Here is a 17935-nt window from a genome sequence, read left to right as displayed (position 1 = left end):
TCTGGCAGGGAATTGCGGTCCACTGAAGTGATCTCAGCAAGGTTGGACGGCGGTGACACTTCGTCATCTGCTGCCGGTGGTGGTGGAGTCGGGCTGTCGGCCAGACTGGGAGACGCTGCTCGCGGTATCCGGCATGTTGTGGTCATGACTGAGGAACCGAAAGGTCGTCCCGACCTGTCCGGCGACACGGTGTCCGCTTCACCACCAGTGATTTCTGTGATGTTGATCGTTCCAGATGCAGATGCAGATGCAGATGCAGATGCAGCGGTCGCCTGGTGCAAGACTGCACTGGGCGCGACGGAGCTGTGGAACCTTGGTGGCGTGGCGGGCCTTGAGATCGGTGGCGCCGTCTTCTTCCTCCATGAGGTCAATCCGAACAACCCCGCAGAGACCAGTCCCGGCCAGGTGGGGGTCACGACCACCTGCATTGAGCTGTTCGTCGATGACCCCGACACCTTCATCGAGCGCGCCGTCGCCGCCGGCGCAACCGCCGGAGCGGAAATCGAGGATCACCGCGTGCCCTGGGGGACGCACCGTCAAGGTGGCTTCACGGACCAATTTGGTCACAGGTGGTCCGTGGGCGACACGTCACCCCTGGGTCGGTTCCCACGCTAATCGGGCCTGCCGTCACATGCGTCGGCAGGGTCGCGCATCGACTCATGGCGCGTGGTCTGGCCAGGCGCACGGACCAATCATCCAGCGTGGACAGTGCTGATCCGCCGAAGCGACGACACCAGTAACGGCACCAGCATCGCCACTGCCGCCACGCCACCGCCGGTGACGGCGACTGCGGTCGTCCCGAATGCCGCGACGAGGATCGGCGTGGACAGTTGGCCGAGGGGGATGGGGACGAAGGACCAGAACTCGTCCTGGGCGCCGACCCGGGAGAGCAGCCGCTCCGGGATGTGGGTGTTGCACACGGTCTCCCACACGACGGTGAAGAACTCGGAGGCCACTCCCGACACGAACGCGGCGGCAGCCAGCCAGAGGGTGTTCACGCCGATGCCGAGCAAGATCAAGGGGACGGCGGACAGTGACATCAAGGACAGTGCCGGTGCCATGGGTTGACGTACCGTCAGCTTCACCATCGCCACACTGGCGAGCAGCGCTCCGACGCCTCGGGCGCCGAGGACGAGGCCCCAACCATTCGCTCCGATCGTGTCGTTCGCGATGACAGGTCCCAGGATCTGCCATACGCCCATGTTCAGGGCGTTGAAGACGGCAAAGGCCGAGGTCACCGTCCAGATCCATGGTTGGGAGCTGAAGTAGGCCCAGCCCTCCAGCAGTTCGCCGAGCATTGTCGCGTCGCTGTCGTGGGCGCGCGGTGGCGGGTCCGGGAGCGACATCCGGGCGAAGCACGCGGCTGCCAGGAGGAAGGACACGGCGTCCGCGGCGATCGCCCAGCCGCCTCCGGCTGAGGCGGTCAACAGTCCGGCCGTGGCCGGGCCCGTGATCCGGGTGGTGTTCCGGACGGATGCCAGCAGGGAACTGGCCTGCTGGATGCCGCGCCCCGCCGCCAGATTCGAGACGATGCCGCGCAATGCGGGCTTGGTCAGTCCCTGAAAGATTCCGTTGAGGGCGGACAGCGGCAGCAGGAGCGCCGGTTGCAGGTGGGCCAGAAGGACGAACGCGACGCCGACCTGCGTGAGACCGGCGCCCAGGCTCGTGAGGCACAGCACCGTGTCGCGCCGGTGCCGGTCGGCGATGCTGCCGCCCAGCAGGAGCGCCGCGACCATGGGGACCAAGGCCGCCGTGGTGACCAGGGACAGCCAGGCCGCGCTGTGGGTGACCTCCAGGACGCCGAAGGCCAGAGCGACCGGTGACATGGCACTGCCGACCATGGAGATCGACTGGCCGCTCAGAAACCACCGGAAGGCGGGGGAGCGGAGCGGTTGCCCGGACGCGTGGTGGGTGCCAGTGACCGGTGATGCGTCGCTGTCAGGTGGTTCAGGATCTCGGCTTTCGGGTGCATCTGTTGCAGGCACGAGGGGCAACCGTGCCAGCGCCTGCTCCACGCCTCAAGTGGTTTTCGGCGGGGGCGCACGTGCCCGTGGCGTCATCGGATCCGCCCCCCTCTCTGGGTCGCCGAGTGACAGATGTCATGCCAAGTGATGACAACTGCCCGCAAAAGCTGGTCACTTGGCACTCCTGGCACTCTGCTCTCCAGCTCCAGACTGGACGGCATGCAACAGGAATCGCGCGGCAGCCTCGGTCACCTCGTCCGAGGCGGCGGCGGGAGAGCAGTTCGCTTTCTTGCGCGCGGCGAACTCGAAGGTCTGGGTGCGCTACGGCCTGCACGTCGCCCCGGGGACCGGGAGCGGACAAAGAGCCCTTCGGTACGCGCCGCCAACTCCAGGAGCGCTACGGGCACCACGGGTCAGGGACCACCGGAAACCAAGAGCGGAGGCAGTACACGTGCTTCGCACAAGGCTGGTTACCGGCGCCACGGTTGGCGCACTGATCCTGGGCGGTCTGATCTTAGGGACCGGCGCAGCGTCTGCTGACAGCCGGCACGGGACATCCGAACTGGCCGGTTACCACGAGAATTCCGAAGCGAGCGGCCACTTCGAGGGCAGCGGCCATTTTGAAGGGAACGGCCACGTCGACGGGGGCTGACCGTTCCCGTGCGACGCATATCCGCAACTCTCGCCATGGCGGCAATTCTCGCCGGCGTCACGCTGACCGGCTGCGGGGTCCCGGACCGCAGCCCGGCGGCGCCGGTTGCGGCCCGGGACCTCACACGCGCCGAGGACCTGCGGGTCTCCGACGCCGAGCAGCGACTGGTCAAGCGCTGCATGAACCGGCAGGGCTTCCACTACTGGGAGTGGCATCCGCTGACCCAGGAGGAGAGCCGCCCGGTCGGCTATGTCCAGGACGACGTCGCCTGGGCACGCGAGCACGGCTACGGCAGCCGTATCGACGCGAAGGCCACGTGGGCGAGGCTGCACAATCCCAATGGCGCCTACCGACGTTCGCTCTCGGGCGAGCGGGGCCGCGCCTACGACCAGGCCCTGGACGGAGGCCCCGACACGCCGGTTCTCACCGCCGAGGTGCCCGGCGGCGGCACCATCCGCCGCAAGGCGGGCGGCTGCACCGGGGAGGCTGAGGAACGGCTCTGCGGTGATCTCAAGACGTGGTTCCGCGCGGACAAGGTCGCCGACAACCTCCGCCTGCTGTACGTGCCCGAGCTGATGCGTGACCAGCTTTTCCGCACGGCGCTGCGGCGCTGGTCGGTCGGCATGCGCCAGGCGAGCCATCCGTACGACGACCCGGGTGAGGCCCAGGAGGCCGCCCGGGAAGGGACCCGGGGCCGGACCGGGAAGGCGTTCGAGAGGGGGGTTCAAGGCCGAGAAGGACATCGCGGTGGCCGATGCCGACTGCGCCCGTGCAACCTCGCTCAAGTCCGTCGGGCTCGCGAGGCCCACTACATCGAGAAGCTGACCGACCGCTACGGGGACGAACTCGCCACGCACCGTCGCCTCCCATGGCAGGCGCTGGCCCGCGCCCAGAAGTTCGTCGGACCGCGCCCGTGACCTCACCGTCCCAGTGGCCGGCCGTATGTCGGTCACTTCTCCGCCCAGTTCACCAATTCACGGACTCCGCGGTGACGCGCCGCGGATCGGCACGCCTCGAAAGCGGTTGCGCAAGCGGCAGCCGGATCACCTGACCTGAGCGGCGTGTTACGCCGGATGCGTCTCCTGGCCGTGAGGTGGACTCGCGGCCGCTGGAACCTCTCGACGTGCACGCACATTGCATGCCGGGGGGCTCGTGGCAGCCAGTGGCCACGAGCCCTCGGCGATCTGAGGCGGTTGCCTTGCGCGCAGTCGCAGTCGCAGCCGCAGCGGGCGCCGGTGCCGTGGCCGGCTGTCGGCTCAGTCCGCCTGTCCGGCCAGGCGGACCTCCCCGGCCCCGTCGCCCCACGGCACTAGGGTCGTCGTATGACCGAAGACTCCCTGCGCTCCGTCAGCGTCGAGCGAACCGCCACCGGCCACTTCATCGCGAGGAACCCCCGAGGCGGCACGATCGCCTTCGGGACCGGTTCCGACCCGCAGGCGGACGCCGAGTTCACTCCGGTGGAGTTGTTGCTCGCGGCCCTGGGCGGCTGTACGGCGGTGGATGTGGACATCGCCACCAGCCGTCACGCGGAGCCCACCAGATTCTCCGTCACGGTGACCGGTGACAAGATCAATGACGAGCTCGGCAACCGAATGACCGACCTCAAGGTTTCCTTCTCCGTCACCTTCCCGGATGGCGACGGAGCGGACCGTGCGCGGGCCATTCTTCCTCGGGCGGTCAAGACCTCCCACGACCGGTTGTGCACGGTCAGCCGCACGGTCGAGATCGGCACACCGGTGACGGCGACCGTCGAGGACGCCTGACCTCACCCGTCCGTACAGGGCGGTGTCGGCGAGGAGGAATCTGTGTGTCCCGGCCAGTCCGGGGCATCCGGACTGTACGCGGGGCTCGGCCGACCGAAGGGACGCACCTCATGCTGGCGATCGTCTCGGCGATCCTGTTCTTCCTCGCCTTCCTGATCAACGCGGCGGACATCTCGACGAACGACACCTTCACTTCGACGAACGTGATGTTGCTCGGCCTCACCGCGCTGGCTTTGCATTTGGCGGGCGTCGGCAGCGGTTGGTCCGTGCGGAGCGGCCGCAGGCGCTGACGCCCGGACGGCGATCTCAGCGCCGCGGTCAGGACGTGGCGGTGCGGATGCGGGCGAGCAGGGTCCGCAGCTGTTCGCGATCCTCCTCGCCGAGCCCGGCTGTGGCTTCCGCGAGCGCGAGGCTGTCCACCTCTTCCGCCTCGCGGTGGCACTGCACCCCCTGCTCGGTCAGGCGCAGCAGGAACGCGCGGCGGTCGTGCGGATGGCGCACCCGCTCGACCAGGCCGTCACGCTCCAGGGCGTCGACGATGCTGGTCGTGGTCCGTGCCGCGACCCCCGTCATCTCGCTCAAGTCCCGCATGCGCAGCGGCTGTTGGGCCCGTGCGAGCATTCGCATGGCGCGCAGGCGGGCGACGGAGGCCCCGCCGGTCCGCAGCCGGCCCTCCACGAAATTGCGCAGTTGCTGGGTTGTCTCGTAGAGCTCGTCGACCAGGACGTCGCTGCTGCCTTGGACTGCCATGCCGCTCCCCGTTCCGCCGAAAATCCAATTCTATGAGCACACACATAGTGAGTATGCTCAGCATGTGTTGTCGCTCCCTTCCCGCTTCCGCCTGTCCGTCCCCTCCTTCCGCCTCAGCCAGCGCCTGGTCGTCCCCGTGATGTGCGTCAGCGTGACGTTCATCGCAATCGTCGACGGGGCGATCACCACGGTGGCTCTTCCCTCGATCGCCGACCAGTTCCGGCTCACGACAGCCGCCCTGGACGGGGTGGTCGTGGTCTACCCGGTCTGCCTGGCCATGACCATCCCGGCCTCCGCCTGGCTGGTCGAACGCTTCGGTGCCAAACGCGTCCTGCTCATGGCACTCGTCGCCTTCCTCACCTCATCTCTGCTGTGCGGCGCGGCGGTCGGCCTGTCCCAGCTTGTCGCCTTCCGCGCGCTCCAGGGTCTGTCCGCCGGTGTGCTCTTCCCGGCCTCGGCGGCCCTGCTGTATGCCACCTTCAGCTCCGCCGAGCAGGTGCGCATCTCCCGCTACATGATCGTCCCGCAGCAGATCGCCCCGGCCGCCGCACCCATCCTCGGCGGCCTGCTGGTGGACCACCTGTCCTGGCGGTGGGTGTTCTACGTCAACCTGCCGGTGGGCCTGCCCGCCGTGCTGTTCGGAGCGCTGTTCCTGGCCGGGCACCGCGGCCACCGGCCGCCCCGCTTCGACGTGGCGGGCCTGCTGCTGTGCGCGGCGGCCATGGGAGCCATGATGTTCGGCGTGTGCGAAGGCCCCAACCGCGGCTGGTCCTCCACCGTCGTCCTCACCGCCCTCGCCCTCGGCGCGACTGTGCTCGCCGCGGCCGTCACCCACCAACTGCGCACCGCCGAACCGCTGCTGAAGCTGCGTCTGTTCGCGAACCGGCTGTTCCGGGACACCAACCTGATCAATCTGGTGGGTCTGGTGCCGATGCTCGGCGCCATGTTCCTCGGCCCGCTCTTTCTGCAGCAGGGACAGGGCCGCACCGCGCTGGAGTCCGGCCTCAGCACCTTCCCCGAGGCCTTCGGCGTCCTGTTGACCGTCCAGATCGCCGGAATCCTCTACGCCCGTGTCGGTCCCCGTGTCATCGTCGGCTGCGGCCTGGCCGGCGTCAGCCTGGTCCTGCTGCTGTTCGCCACCTGCGACGAGCACACGAGCCTGTGGACCTTCCGCGCCTACATGTTCCTGCTCGGCGTCGCCATGGGCGGTGTCTTCATGCCGACGACCGTGGCCTCGCTCGCCACCATCACCCGCAAGAACCTGGCACAGGCCTCCACACTCAACACCGTCGTACGCCAGACCGGCGGCGCCCTCGCGCCGGCCGTGGTGACGACGGCCCTGGTCCTGAACACCCCCGCGGCCGCCGCCGCGGACCCACCCATCGCCGCCTACCAACACGCCTACCTGGCCCTGGCCGCCATCGCGGCGGCGACCTCCGTCTTCGCCTTCACCCTCCCGGACGCGCCGGCCCGCGCGGCGGCAGGCGGCACCACCGTCTCGCGCCGCTCCGTGCCACTGCGGTCGCGCAAGGCGAAGACCCAGAGCCACTGATACGCCGCGCTGGGCAGCGGAACCGGTAGGCGTGCAGGTCCGCATAGTGTGTCTTCGTGTCAGCTCCCCGCCTGCGTCGTGTCGCCGTCCTCGTACTTGAAGGTGCCAAACCGCTGGACGTCGGCATCCCGGCGCAGGTGTTCACGACGCGCGCGAGCATGCCGTACGAGGTACGGCTGTGCGGCGCGGCACCGGGTCTGGTGACCGGCGGCGACGGCCTGTCCTACCACGTGGCGGACGGCCTCGACGCGCTCGCGTGGGCGGACATCGTGTTCATCCCCGGCTACCGGTTCCCGGACCGGGAGGACCCGCCGCAGACGGTCGTGGACGCGTTGGTCGCCGCCCACCTCCGGGGCGCCCGGCTGGCCGCCATCTCGACGGGCGCCTTCGCGCTTGCGGCCACGGGCCTGCTGGACGGCAAACGGGCCACGACGCACTGGCACTACACGCGCGCGCTGGCGGCGAAGCACCCGCTCGTGCAGGTCGACGAGAACGTGCTGTTCGTCGACGAGGGCAGCGTGCTGACGTCGGCCGGCGCCGCGTCGGGCATCGACCTGTGCCTGCACATCCTGCGCGGCGACCTGGGAGTGGCCGCATCGAACCACGCGGCCCGGCGTCTGGTCGCGGCCCCCTACCGCAGCGGCGGCCAGGCGCAGTACGTGCCGCGCAGCGTGCCCGAGCCGCTCGGCGAGCGGTTCGCCGCCACCCGCGAGTGGGCGCTGCACCGGCTGGACGAGCCCCTCACCCTGGAGCTGCTGGCGCAGCAGGCGGCAGTCTCCCCGCGCACGTTCTCGCGCCGCTTCGTCGAAGAGACCGGCTACACGCCGATGCAGTGGGTCATGCGCGCCCGCATCGACCTGGCCCGGGAACTGCTCGAGCGTTCGGAGCGCAGCGTCGAGCAGATCGCCGCCGACGTCGGCCTGGGCACGGGCGCGAATCTACGGCTGCACTTCCACCGCATCCTCGGCACCACACCGAGCGAATACCGGCGCACCTTCACCCAGGGCGAGTAACCCCGGCGCCCGCCCGATGGCGCCATGGCGCGATCCTTTTGAACCATGGCAATCGCGCCACTGTCCCCGACGGAGGCGGCGAGCGAGCCTGGACGGCGAACCGAAGGGACACCGCATATGACTCGCATCGCCATCAACGGATTCGGCCGCATCGGGCGCAATGTGCTGCGCGCACTCCTGGAGCGCGACAGCACCCTCGAGATCGTCGCCGTCAACGACCTCACCGAGCCCGCCACCCTCGCCCGCCTCCTCGCCTACGACAGCACGGCCGGCCGGCTCGGCCGCCCGGTGACCGTCGACGGGGACACCCTCATCGTCGACGGCCACCGCATCAAGGTGCTTGCCGAGCGTGAACCGGCGCAGCTGCCGTGGGCCGAACTCGGCGTGGACATCGTGCTGGAGGCCACCGGCCGCTTCACATCGGCCAAGGCCGCCCGCGCCCACCTCGATGCGGGCGCGCGGAAGGTCCTGGTGAGCGCGCCGTCCGACGGCGCCGACGTCACGCTCGCCTACGGCGTCAACACCGACGCCTACGACCCGGACCTGCACACCATCGTCTCGAACGCCTCCTGCACCACCAACGCCCTCGCACCGCTGGCCGCGGTCCTCGACGACCTCGCCGGCATCGAGCACGGCTTCATGACGACGGTGCACGCCTACACCCAGGAGCAGAACCTCCAGGACGGCCCGCACCGCGATGCGCGCCGCGCCCGCGCCGCCGGCATCAACATCGTGCCGACCACCACCGGTGCCGCAAAGGCGATCGGCCTGGTCCTGCCGGGCCTGGACGGCAAGCTGTCGGGCGACTCGATCCGCGTACCGGTGCCGGTGGGCTCCATCGTCGAACTCAACACGACCGTCGCCCGGGACGTGACGCGCGACGACGTGCTCGCGGCGTACCGCACCGCGGCGCAGGGACCGCTCGCCGGCGTCCTCGAATACTCCGACGACCCGCTGGTGTCCTCCGACATCACGGGCAACCCCGCCTCGTCGATCTTCGACTCGGCTCTCACCCGCGTCGACGGCCGCCATGTGAAGGTGGTCGCCTGGTACGACAACGAGTGGGGCTTCTCCAACCGCGTGATCGACACACTCGAACTCCTCGCCGGGCGCTGACTGGACCCTTCTTGGCAGTGTTCGTTGCCCGGGCGAGGGCAACGCGAGTTGACCTCGCTCGGCGATCCACCATGCCAGCGCTCCGAAGGCCACCCGGGGAAAGGGCGAGGAAGCCCTGCCCCGGGGCGTCGCACGCGCAGGTGATGTCGGTTCAATGGAGCCGACACCACTGCGAGCTGCCACGGCGGGGCAGCCGTGCTCCCCGCTGTGCGCGAGTCGGCTACAGCGCTTCCTCCGGCTGCGTCTCTTTCGCCTCCTGCTGCTGCTCGGTCGGTGTGTCGGAGGCGGTGTAGTAAACGGAGCTGCCTTGCTTGGTGCGCTGGGCCTGCCCCTTGGCGACGATGTTTTCGAGGGTGGTCCGCACGACGGTGTTCTTGATGCCCCGTTCGGGATGGGCCTGCTGGAGGGCGTCGGCGATCTCGGCGGTGGAGCGAGGTTCTTTCTGTTCGGCAAGGTGCTCGCGGATCAGCTCGACCAGGGAGGGCTGGGCGGCTGCCGGGGCCTTCTTGGCCGGCTTGCGAGTTGACGCGCGGTCGGGGGTGGCAGTGGCCTTGCGGGCCCGAGCGGTGGGACGTGCGCGCGATGTGGCTTTCTTACTGGATGTCGGCGCGGGTGCGGGCGTGGTGATCGGTTCGGCTGGTGTGGGGGTGATGCCGAGTGCTTGCTGCATGTTCACCAGCACGGTGTGGTCGTGCTGCAGGGTGGCCAGCTGCTGCTGCAACGCGGAGATTTCGCCGCTGACGCGTTCTTGTTCCTTGAGGTTGCGTTCGAGGTCGCTGCTGACTTGGGCGGTGTATTGCGAGGTGAGTTCCGTGGAGGCGGTCGTGGACTCGGACATGTGGCTGACCTTTCCTTGAGGGCAAGCCGCACGGGGGACTTGCGCGGCCGCGGCAAGGCTGCGGGGGAGTGGCCCGCGTGCACTGGTTTCACAGACGGGCCGCACCAAGGCGAAGGGCTTGCCGTAGATGGTACGGACGGGCGGAGCGGGTTGTTCCGTGCGGCAGCCGCCTTTCTTCGGCTCTCAATTCCTTTGATGAGGCCGTCAGACTGATGCGGCGCGTCATCCGCGGTCGACTCCGTCGGCCAACTGTGCCTGGCAGCCCCTTGTCGCCGACTTCATCGAGGAGGCGAGTAGCGGGGGCCCGCCTCGCCCACCTGCGTCAGTATCCAGACCTCACACCACCGGCGGACTGCCCACTGCGTCGATCAGCCAGCAGCCCGCAAGATCTCCCGCTGCCTTGATCGACACCAGGCGAACTCCTTTGGCTGTGACGACACGGGCGCCACGTGGCTTGGGGCCAGCCGGGGTGGCCTCATCGGCACCGCTACCGTCCCCAGGAGCCAGAGCACGACGGCCTTGATCTGCGTCCGACGCTCAGTGAAGTAGCTCGTCGGCAAGAGGCTCACGCTCAGTCCGTCACATTCTTTCGTCGGGGTCCGTCAGTGAAGGGGCGAAGTAAATTAGGCCTCCGGTGCGCCCGACGACCGATTCGAACTTCGAGGCCAAGTGGCTCCCCGGCGGGCAGCGCTTCGACACATAGTCTCGCGACGCGCGTTTCATGACCATGTGAGTTTTGGGAGGACGAGCGGTCGGCCGGCGTCGCGGGCGTTGTGCCTGTGTCCGCTGGGCAACATCATTGACGGCCAGGCGCACGTCCTCACGTCGTCGGACAGTTGCCTGCGCGGTTCCGTGACGAGAGGTCCGAGGCCCGAACGAAAACCCGTCGCCGACCATCCGAGTAACTGTCGGTGTGCGTGGAGTGCACGGGTCGGTCGAGAAGCCGTGCCAGAGCAGGTTGAGGCAAACTTGCCGAAAGGCGGAGAGCGGTACATGGCCCATTTCTGGCCTGCCGCATGCGCGGTGCCCTTGACGGGACCGCCTCGGAACGGCCGCTTGCAGTGCTTCGAAGCTGAGCCAGCGGCTGCATTGGAGGCCCACTCGGGCTCGGCCTGACCGTGCGGAAGCCCAAGACCTCATGCTGCCGCAGCGAACTGCTGTGCGGGTGAGGGGAGTTGGGTGCGGACCTTTGCGGAGAGTCCCTTCTGGCGGGGGCGTGGGGCCTCTATCCTGTGGTTTCCGGCCGGGGGACGGGGATTCTATGACGACGCCTGAGGCATCCCGGGATGCGGTAGGGGATTCCGGTGCGGTGCGGCGGGAGTTCGCACTGGAGCGGTATCGCTACATCCTTCAGCAGATCCATACCGTGAATGAGAACCTGCATCGTTTCCTGGCTATCTATCAGACGCTGGCGACGTCGTTGGTGGCCGCTGTTGTGGCCCTGTTCGTGGGCTACCGCAAGTGGGGGATCGCCCCGCACACGGCGCGCGGCGGAGTGATCGGATTGCTCGTGCTGACCACCGTGGTCGCTGCGTTCACCGCCACGCTGGTCGTGGTGGGCGCGCTCACCTGGCTGGACTACCGCAACGAGGAGTGCGATCTCACCGATGCGATCGTGGCTCCGGGGTTTCGCAAGCGGCCCCGCACCGGCAACCTGCTGCGCTGGTACGAGAGTTACGTGCTGGCGTTCATCGTCGTCTCGGTCGTCGTCATGTGGCTGCTGGCCGTTTTGTTCCTGCTGCCGGCGATGAGGTGACGTCTCACGTGGCCGAGTACGACTTCACCGCGACATCGCTGTGGCAGAAGACCCTTGCCGCCCGGCCCCGGAATGACGATCACCGAGACCAGCGGGAACGCCTGCGCGCCTCGTACTTCGCGCTGCGGGAGAACGCGGCGGCACTGTTGACGGAGAACGCCCGCAGCATGCCCGACTTCACCGTTCACGACATCACCCATGTGGACGCCCTGTGGGAAACGGCCGACATGGTCTGCGGCGACCAGGTCGCTTTGACGCCGGCCGAGGCCTACGTGCTGGGCTGCGCCTTTGTCCTGCATGACGCGGCCATGGGCGCGGCCGCGCACGCTACGAACCCGTCCGACGCCCTGGGCGAGCAGCGCTGGCGGGACCTGGTATCCGTCGCCCACTTCCGACGGCAGGGCAGCTGGCCCGATGCCGAGCAACTGGAGCGACCTGCCACGGACGTTGCCAAGGAGTGCCGGGCGACCGCCATTCGGGAGACGCACGCCGAGCAGGCCCGGCGGCTGGTCGACCAGCCCTGGCGCTCCAACGCGGGAAACGACCTCTTCCTCATCCAGGACCTGCAGCTGCGCGAGTCCTACGGCCCGCTGATCGGTGATCTGGCCGCCAGCCACTGGTGGCACGTCGACATGCTGGGCAGCCGTTTCCGGCAGGCGAAGGGCTCATTGACCTGGCAGCCAGTGGAATGGCTCATCGAGCCGCTGAAGCTGGCGTGCATTCTGCGGCTCGCCGACGCCACGCAAATCGACAGCCGTCGGGCGCCGACGTTCCTGTTCGCCCTGCGCAACCCGGCGGGCGCCTCCCACGACCATTGGCGCTTCCAGGAACACATCAGCCGCCCCCACCTGCGCGGCGACCGGGTGACCTACACGTCACTGCGCCCCTTCGGCCCGAACAGCACCTCGGCTTGGTGGCTGGCCCTGGACTATTTGCGCAGCGTGGACGGGGAGCTGAAAAAGGTCGACGCACTGTTGCACGATCTGGGGCGTGGCCGGCTCGCCGCGCGCGCGGTGGCAGGCGTGGACTCCCCTGAACGCTTCGCCGACCACTTCCCGGTGAGCGAGTGGCGTCCCATCGACGCCAAGGTGAAGATCTCTGACATCCCGGCCCTGGTCGACACCCTGGGCGGCGAGCAACTGTACGGCAAGGAACCAGAAGTGGCCGTGCGGGAGCTGATTCAAAACGCCCAGGACGCCGTACTCGCCCGGCAGGCGGTCGACCCCGACTTCGCCGGCGCCCGAATCGACGTGCGCCTGACGGACACCAACGGCCACTGGTACCTGGAAGTGCAGGACAACGGCATCGGCATGGACGAGGACATCCTCGTCCACGGCCTGCTGGACTTCGGCACCAGCGGATGGACGTCCGACGGGGTCCGTACCCGCTTTCCCGGCCTCGCCGACGGCGGCTTCAAACCCAACGGCCGTTTCGGCATCGGCTTCTTCTCCGTCTTCATGCTCGGCGACCACGTCGAGCTCACCACACGGCGCTACGACGGCTCCATGGCCGATGCCCGGTGCCTGACCTTCCACCAGGCATCTGCACGCCCACTGCTGACGACAGTGCCCGCCCCGCGCCGGGCGGCACCCGGCACCACCGTGCGCATCCGACTGCGAGAAGACCCCTACGACGCCGAGGGCATCTTGCGGCGCACCGACGATGAACGACTCATCCAGCTGTTGCGCCGCCTGGTACTGGAAAACGCGATCCCCATCCGCGCATGGGAACCCGGTGCTGCCGCACCGGAGACCCTCCAGCCTTTCACTTTGGCCGACGGGGCTCCCGAAGACGTCTTCGACCGTCTCTATCCCAGCCTGGCTGACACATGGCGGGTCAACTACGAGAAACAACGTCTTCAGCTGCGCGAGGCGTTCGTCCTACGGGCCACCGAACTGTTCGACGACGAGCAGCAGCGTATCGGCCTGGCCGCGTTGGGGGCCGACCTTCTCTTCTGGAGCCACCTCAGCTACCAGGGCATCGTCACCGTCAACGGGTTTCTGGCCGATGAAACGAGCACCTTCGCGGGCTACCTCGCGGGACAGCCGAACCGGGCCTCACGCGACCAGGCACGGCCACTGGCGAGCCAGGACCAGATCCGCCAGTGGATACGGGAACAGGAACACCGCACGCGAGCCGTCGGCCAATTCACCGACTCCGTCCAGCTTGAACTCGCCTACACCCAAAAACGCGCCCTGAACTCCCTCTCCGGCGACACCGCCTTCGCACTGACGGCCGAGGGACTGCTCCGGCCTGAGGGCGTCGCATCCTGGGCCGCACAGCGCAACGAGGTCTTCCTGGCCGAAGGACCTCCACTGAGCTGGGGCTCCCGCCCACCGCGCATCTTCCACTATCTGACCGGACGCGATGTGCCGTTGCCCCACCACGGCGTACTGATATGCAGCTTCCTCATCGGCCAGAAACTCGTCGAGCTCTTCCCGCCCGCCCTCAACCGCGACTCCGCCTACGACTTCGCGCGCAGCCACACCACACTGACCTGGCAGAAACTCTGGTGGCGGATTTCAGGCAGCCTGGCCGGGGTCTTCCTCACTCGCTTGTGCGACGCCTGGTCCTGCACCATCGAAGACCTCCTTGCCCCGGTCGAACAGCGAGGCTGGTCAGACGTGGCGGAGCTCGAGGACGAGTACATCGGCCCGCTCTGGGGCTACCTACTACGCCGCCCGGGCAGCCCACCCCGGCCGCCCGTCGGCCCGTAGCAGTGCGGCCACGGTGTCGGGCTTGGCAGCGGTGGCAGGCGAGCCGCCCAGCAGCGCAGTGGGCCGACTGCCCGGGCAGAGAACCGGCTGACCCAGACGCCGCAGACAAGTGCGTCCCCGCGCTGCACGCGGCATGTGATGAAGGGCAGGGGTCAGGGTGAGGGTGTGCGTTGTGAGTGTGGGGGAGGGGCGCGCAGTAGTCCCCACAGCGGCTGGGCGCCGGTGGCCAAGGTGGCCGCCCTCGTTGCCTCGGTGATGGCCGCGGCCACCGCTGCAGGCGCCGCGAACAGTGCTGTGTCGGACGGTCGTTGATGCCTGACGCGGGGTAGCGCTGGGCACGTCACCTGCGGCCGCCCTTGGGAGAGATGGCTGACCGGATGCACGAGTGGGCGTGGCGCTACTGCGCAGCTGGCATCCTGCCAGCGTGGCGCGGGTCTCGGTTGCCACCCGGCAAGTCGGCGGTCTGCGTCGGCGGGTGATGATCGATGAGCAGAAACAGGGATTCATGGGCGCAGTGCCTGACGCAGGCTCAGGCCGTGGCGGTGGCGCAGCCGGCGCATCTCCCAGCAGGACAGGGCGGTCACGGTGACGGGGGCGCCCATCATGAAGACCGCTCTGGCGAGTGGGGGAACCTCCGGGTAGGCGCCGGTGATCAGGTCGAGCAGTGCCAACTCCCACACCAGGACGATGGCGAGGGCGGGCGGCAGCAGTTGGTGGATGTCGGCGGTGCGCAAGACGTGGACGAGAGCCAGGCCGATGCCGTAGACGGCGAACCCGAGCGACCACAGACACGCCAGCCCGAGGACGACTTTGCCCGGCACTCCGATGAAGTCCCGGAATCCCCGTGTGGCCGCATCCGGCGCCATGGCCAGCGGGAAGACGGCCATGGAAGCCACCAGGGCCACGATCGCACCCAGGGAGCGCAGAGCGCGGCGCAGATACAGGCGACGCAGGTGACCGTGGGCGGCGGCCACGAACACGCCGACGACCACGGGCAACGTGCAGATGAGCACCAGGACGCTGATCCAGCTCTGGCTGAACCGGTCCGAGAGGGCGGTTTTGACGTCCCCGGCGTCGCTCACCAGGCCGTAGGTGACCGTGAGCCACAGCCAGGCTGCGATGCCCAGAACGGTCCGCCACAGCTGGAGCCGGCCGACGGTGGCATCCTCGATGAGGTCCGGGCGCGAGGGACGGAAGACACGTTGGGCGGCGTACAGCGGGTTGCGGAGGCAGCGCAGGACCCTCTGGCGTCGCGTCGGTTCCGGGATGGGCGGCATGCCGGGCGGCAGCGGGCCGCCATACGGCTGCGGTGGGTAGGGGCCCCAGCCCGCCGGCGGCAGCTGCGGCGGAAGCGGACTGCCCTGTGGCGGAGCAGGTGGCGAGGGGTGGGGACCTGTCGATCCAGGCCCCGTTGGCTGCCCGTTCGGGCCGAATTGCGGACCCCCGTAGCCGTTTCCTTGATACCAGTTCACGGCCTACCCCCGTTGTTTGCTGACCGGTTGAGCGCGGCGGATCTTACCCGAGTCGGGCCCTGGTGCTTCGGGTTCAAGGCCGTGGCACCTCGGGGTGACTTGGCCGTGTTGCCTCCCACGACCGGGAGCCCGCCACATCCGCCCTCTCACCGCCGCCGGCCCCGGCTGCGCGCCTTCGCGCTCAGTGCCCGATTCCCAACCTCCGTCGCGGTCACGGGCACCGGGCGAATCCGCCAAGGAACCACCGAGTGTGCAAGGCGGCTGACGATCAGGGTTCGCTCGGGCACGCGTGCCGTGAGCGACGGAGTCCGAACGAGCCGCAAGCCCGGGTGGCGCCAGAGCGCCGCGCAGAGTGCATGGCAGCCGTCAGGGTCATCTGCCGACGAGGACGACGCGGCAGGAACCATCGAACACAAAGACTGATCTCGCGTCGGGGATCAATGAAACCGTGGTTGGCGCCAAGGTTGATCTTGATGGGCGGTCCGCCTGGTGGCCGAGGCCGGCGAAGCCAGGGGCTCCGGTGCGAGGGTCGATACCGCTCCTGGTTGCGTTTGCAAGCCGACGTGCCCGGCGGGAGACTGGACGTGTCGGTGCGGGCGTGCTGCTACCAGCGAATGCCGACTGTGTCAGAGCATCTTTCGCTCCTGCCGCGCCGGCACCCATGCGCGCTGCTGTGCAGCGGCCTTACTCCAGTCCCGTCTTCTCGGGAGCACCCATGACAACGCTGCGACTGGCCACGTTCAACGTCGAGAACCTGTTTGCCCGCTGGCGGTTCAAAGCCGATGTCGATCCCGCAACCGCCAATACGCGGGGGTGGATTGTCGACCAGACCCGTTTCGAGGAACTGGGCGTGGACGACAAGGCAATCACCGGGGCAGCGGTTCGGGAGCTGCGGGCCGACGTGCTGTGCCTGCAAGAGGTGGAGAACGTCGACACCCTCAAGCATTTCCGGGCCCAGGCCCTCGGGGGGCGTTCGGAGTACCCCTACGTCGCTGGGGTCGACGGCAACGATCCTCGGCTGATCGACGTCGCCGTGCTGTCGAAGCTGCCGATTACACGTATTCGCTCGCACCAGCACCTCATGGACCCGGCGAGCCCGACGGCAGCACTGTTCTCCCGTGACTGCCTCGAGGTCGACATAGAGGTCGAGGTGAACCCGGGGCAGACAACATCGGTCACGCTGTTCGTCAACCACTTCAAATCGATGCTTGGCGGGCGTGCGCAGACCCGCGGGAAGCGGGAACGCCAGGCCAAGAAGGTGATGGACATAGCCACCGACCGCTTCGGGCACGAGGCTCCGGGAGACCATCCGTTCGTGGTTCTGGGCGACTTGAACGACTATCTGGAACCGGACGGCGACGGGAGTTCCGGCATCGATCAACTCGTCACCTGGGGCCAGATCGAGAACGTCGTGGCCCGCCTGCCCGAGGAAGACCGGTGGACGCACTACTGGGACGACGCCGACGAATACCGGCAACTGGACTACCTCCTGCCGTCGGTATCGCTCGCCCGGGCGGTGCCGCAGGCACTCCCGGAGATCTTCCGTAAGGGAACCCCGCTGCGTGCCACCCGATACAAGGGCCCTCGCTTCCCCGGGGTGGGGCAGGACAAGCCCAAGGCATCCGACCACTGCCCCGTCATCTTCAACCTCGAGGTCTCCTGAGCAGCCGCTGGCCGGGTCGGCGGGAGAGCATGTGCCGGCAGTCCCAGGCGGCCGCCCAGTGCGGCGCGCCCGACCTGCCGGCGCATCCCGGGCGTGACTTCTTGTCCTGACCGTCATTTCTCGCTGGGATGGCACGCGTTGCTGGTGGTTATGGGCGATGAAGAAGGCCTTGTGCGGCAGATCTGGGGTCCATGGCCGGCACGACCGCCCTCTGCGGTGGCGGCTGCTTCCTTCGCTCTGAGGCCCTCGCTGTGGGTGCTTGTCCGGATTTCTGAGTGCGGAGAATGACGACGTGCGAAACGAGTAATACAACGAAGCCCCGGCGTCAGACGCTTTCGCATGCCGCGGAGGCCGCTACCAGATTCTGTCCCTCGAGCCAATTGAGAGTTTCAAGTCGGCATCCCCGGCACCCGGGGCGACGATGGCAATGGCGCCCGGAGCGCTCGGCTCGAACTGAATGCGGATCCATGTGCGCCACCGAGGGTGCAAGCTCTGGCCATGGCGTGGCAACTTCCGTGACTAAAACCGGAGTTACCCTACTCGCTTTCCGTGACGTAATTGCCGGATCTTCGTAAAGCAGGCAGTGAGCTCTTTCAGCGTTGCCGCTCCAGAGTGAGAACGGCTGCCGCGATTGACGTCATTCGATTCGGGCTGCAACGCGCCTTGCGGAAGATCCGCC

The 17935-nt window shown here is 68.2% G+C and carries 14 protein-coding genes and 1 pseudogene; 10 read left to right on the top strand and 5 right to left on the bottom strand.

Translation table 11 applies throughout. From position 1 onward, the window contains the following. The first annotated feature begins 144 nt into the window (after window positions 1-144). A complete protein-coding gene (locus ABZ880_RS23770; RefSeq protein ID WP_361266272.1) occupies window positions 145-615 on the top strand; it encodes a VOC family protein in 471 nt (156 codons plus the stop codon). Between the two features lie 77 nt (window positions 616-692). On the opposite strand, the gene ABZ880_RS23765 is transcribed toward ABZ880_RS23770, so the two are convergent. Further along, window positions 693-1985, bottom strand: a complete 1293-nt coding sequence (locus ABZ880_RS23765; RefSeq protein ID WP_361266270.1) for an MFS transporter — start codon at window positions 1983-1985, stop codon at window positions 693-695. 666 nt (window positions 1986-2651) lie between these two features. Here ABZ880_RS23765 and ABZ880_RS23760 point away from each other — a divergent pair. From ABZ880_RS23760 to ABZ880_RS23750, 3 genes are all read left to right on the top strand, one after another. Continuing rightward, entirely contained in the window at window positions 2652-3533 is an 882-nt protein-coding gene (locus ABZ880_RS23760; protein WP_361266268.1) for a hypothetical protein, read from the top strand. Window positions 3534-3938: 405 nt separating this feature from the next. Next, entirely contained in the window at window positions 3939-4379 is a 441-nt protein-coding gene (locus ABZ880_RS23755) for an OsmC family protein (RefSeq protein WP_361266266.1), read from the top strand. Between the two features lie 110 nt (window positions 4380-4489). Further along, window positions 4490-4669, top strand: a complete 180-nt coding sequence (locus ABZ880_RS23750) for a hypothetical protein (protein ID WP_361266264.1) — start codon at window positions 4490-4492, stop codon at window positions 4667-4669. Window positions 4670-4697: 28 nt separating this feature from the next. Here ABZ880_RS23750 and ABZ880_RS23745 read toward each other — a convergent pair whose 3' ends face one another. After that, entirely contained in the window at window positions 4698-5129 is a 432-nt protein-coding gene (locus ABZ880_RS23745) for a MarR family transcriptional regulator (RefSeq protein ID WP_361266262.1), read from the bottom strand. A gap of 139 nt (window positions 5130-5268) precedes the next feature. Between ABZ880_RS23745 and ABZ880_RS23740 the strand changes: the two genes are divergently transcribed. The 3 genes from ABZ880_RS23740 (at window position 5269) to gap (ending at window position 8810) form a co-directional block, all read left to right on the top strand. After that, complete coding sequence (locus ABZ880_RS23740) at window positions 5269-6681, top strand: DHA2 family efflux MFS transporter permease subunit (RefSeq protein WP_361266675.1); 1413 nt, start codon at window positions 5269-5271, stop codon at window positions 6679-6681. A 56-nt stretch (window positions 6682-6737) separates the two neighbouring features. Then, entirely contained in the window at window positions 6738-7694 is a 957-nt protein-coding gene (locus ABZ880_RS23735) for a helix-turn-helix domain-containing protein (RefSeq protein WP_361266260.1), read from the top strand. A 117-nt stretch (window positions 7695-7811) separates the two neighbouring features. Continuing rightward, complete coding sequence (gap, locus tag ABZ880_RS23730; RefSeq protein ID WP_361266258.1) at window positions 7812-8810, top strand: type I glyceraldehyde-3-phosphate dehydrogenase; 999 nt, start codon at window positions 7812-7814, stop codon at window positions 8808-8810. A 220-nt stretch (window positions 8811-9030) separates the two neighbouring features. Here gap and ABZ880_RS23725 read toward each other — a convergent pair whose 3' ends face one another. After that, window positions 9031-9648, bottom strand: coding sequence for a hypothetical protein (locus tag ABZ880_RS23725; protein ID WP_361266256.1), 618 nt, complete (start codon window positions 9646-9648; stop codon window positions 9031-9033). A 1261-nt stretch (window positions 9649-10909) separates the two neighbouring features. Here ABZ880_RS23725 and ABZ880_RS23720 point away from each other — a divergent pair. Together ABZ880_RS23720 and ABZ880_RS23715 are read left to right on the top strand one after the other, a co-directional pair. Next, a complete protein-coding gene (locus ABZ880_RS23720) occupies window positions 10910-11404 on the top strand; it encodes a hypothetical protein (RefSeq protein WP_361266254.1) in 495 nt (164 codons plus the stop codon). Between the two features lie 167 nt (window positions 11405-11571). Then, window positions 11572-14121 (top strand): ATP-binding protein, encoded by a 2550-nt coding sequence (locus tag ABZ880_RS23715; RefSeq protein ID WP_361266673.1) that lies wholly within the window; start codon window positions 11572-11574, stop codon window positions 14119-14121. A gap of 503 nt (window positions 14122-14624) precedes the next feature. Here the strand turns inward: ABZ880_RS23715 and ABZ880_RS23710 are convergent. Beyond that, a complete protein-coding gene (locus ABZ880_RS23710) occupies window positions 14625-15398 on the bottom strand; it encodes a hypothetical protein (RefSeq protein WP_361266252.1) in 774 nt (257 codons plus the stop codon). A gap of 910 nt (window positions 15399-16308) precedes the next feature. Between ABZ880_RS23710 and ABZ880_RS23705 the strand changes: the two genes are divergently transcribed. After that, the gene (locus ABZ880_RS23705) at window positions 16309-17256 is read left to right on the top strand and encodes an endonuclease/exonuclease/phosphatase family protein (protein WP_361266250.1); all 948 of its coding nucleotides are present in this window, start codon (window positions 16309-16311) and stop codon (window positions 17254-17256) included. 593 nt (window positions 17257-17849) lie between these two features. Here the strand turns inward: ABZ880_RS23705 and ABZ880_RS23700 are convergent. Next, window positions 17850-17935, bottom strand: a pseudogene (locus tag ABZ880_RS23700) (IS5/IS1182 family transposase); the annotation flags it as partial.

The sequence above is a fragment of the Streptomyces sp. NPDC047043 genome, assembly GCF_040644055.1.
In the GTDB taxonomy this organism is placed as follows: Bacteria; Actinomycetota; Actinomycetes; order Streptomycetales; family Streptomycetaceae; genus Streptomyces.
The sequence above is the reverse complement of the archived record's forward strand: the minus strand, read 5'-3'. Positions and strand labels throughout refer to the sequence as shown.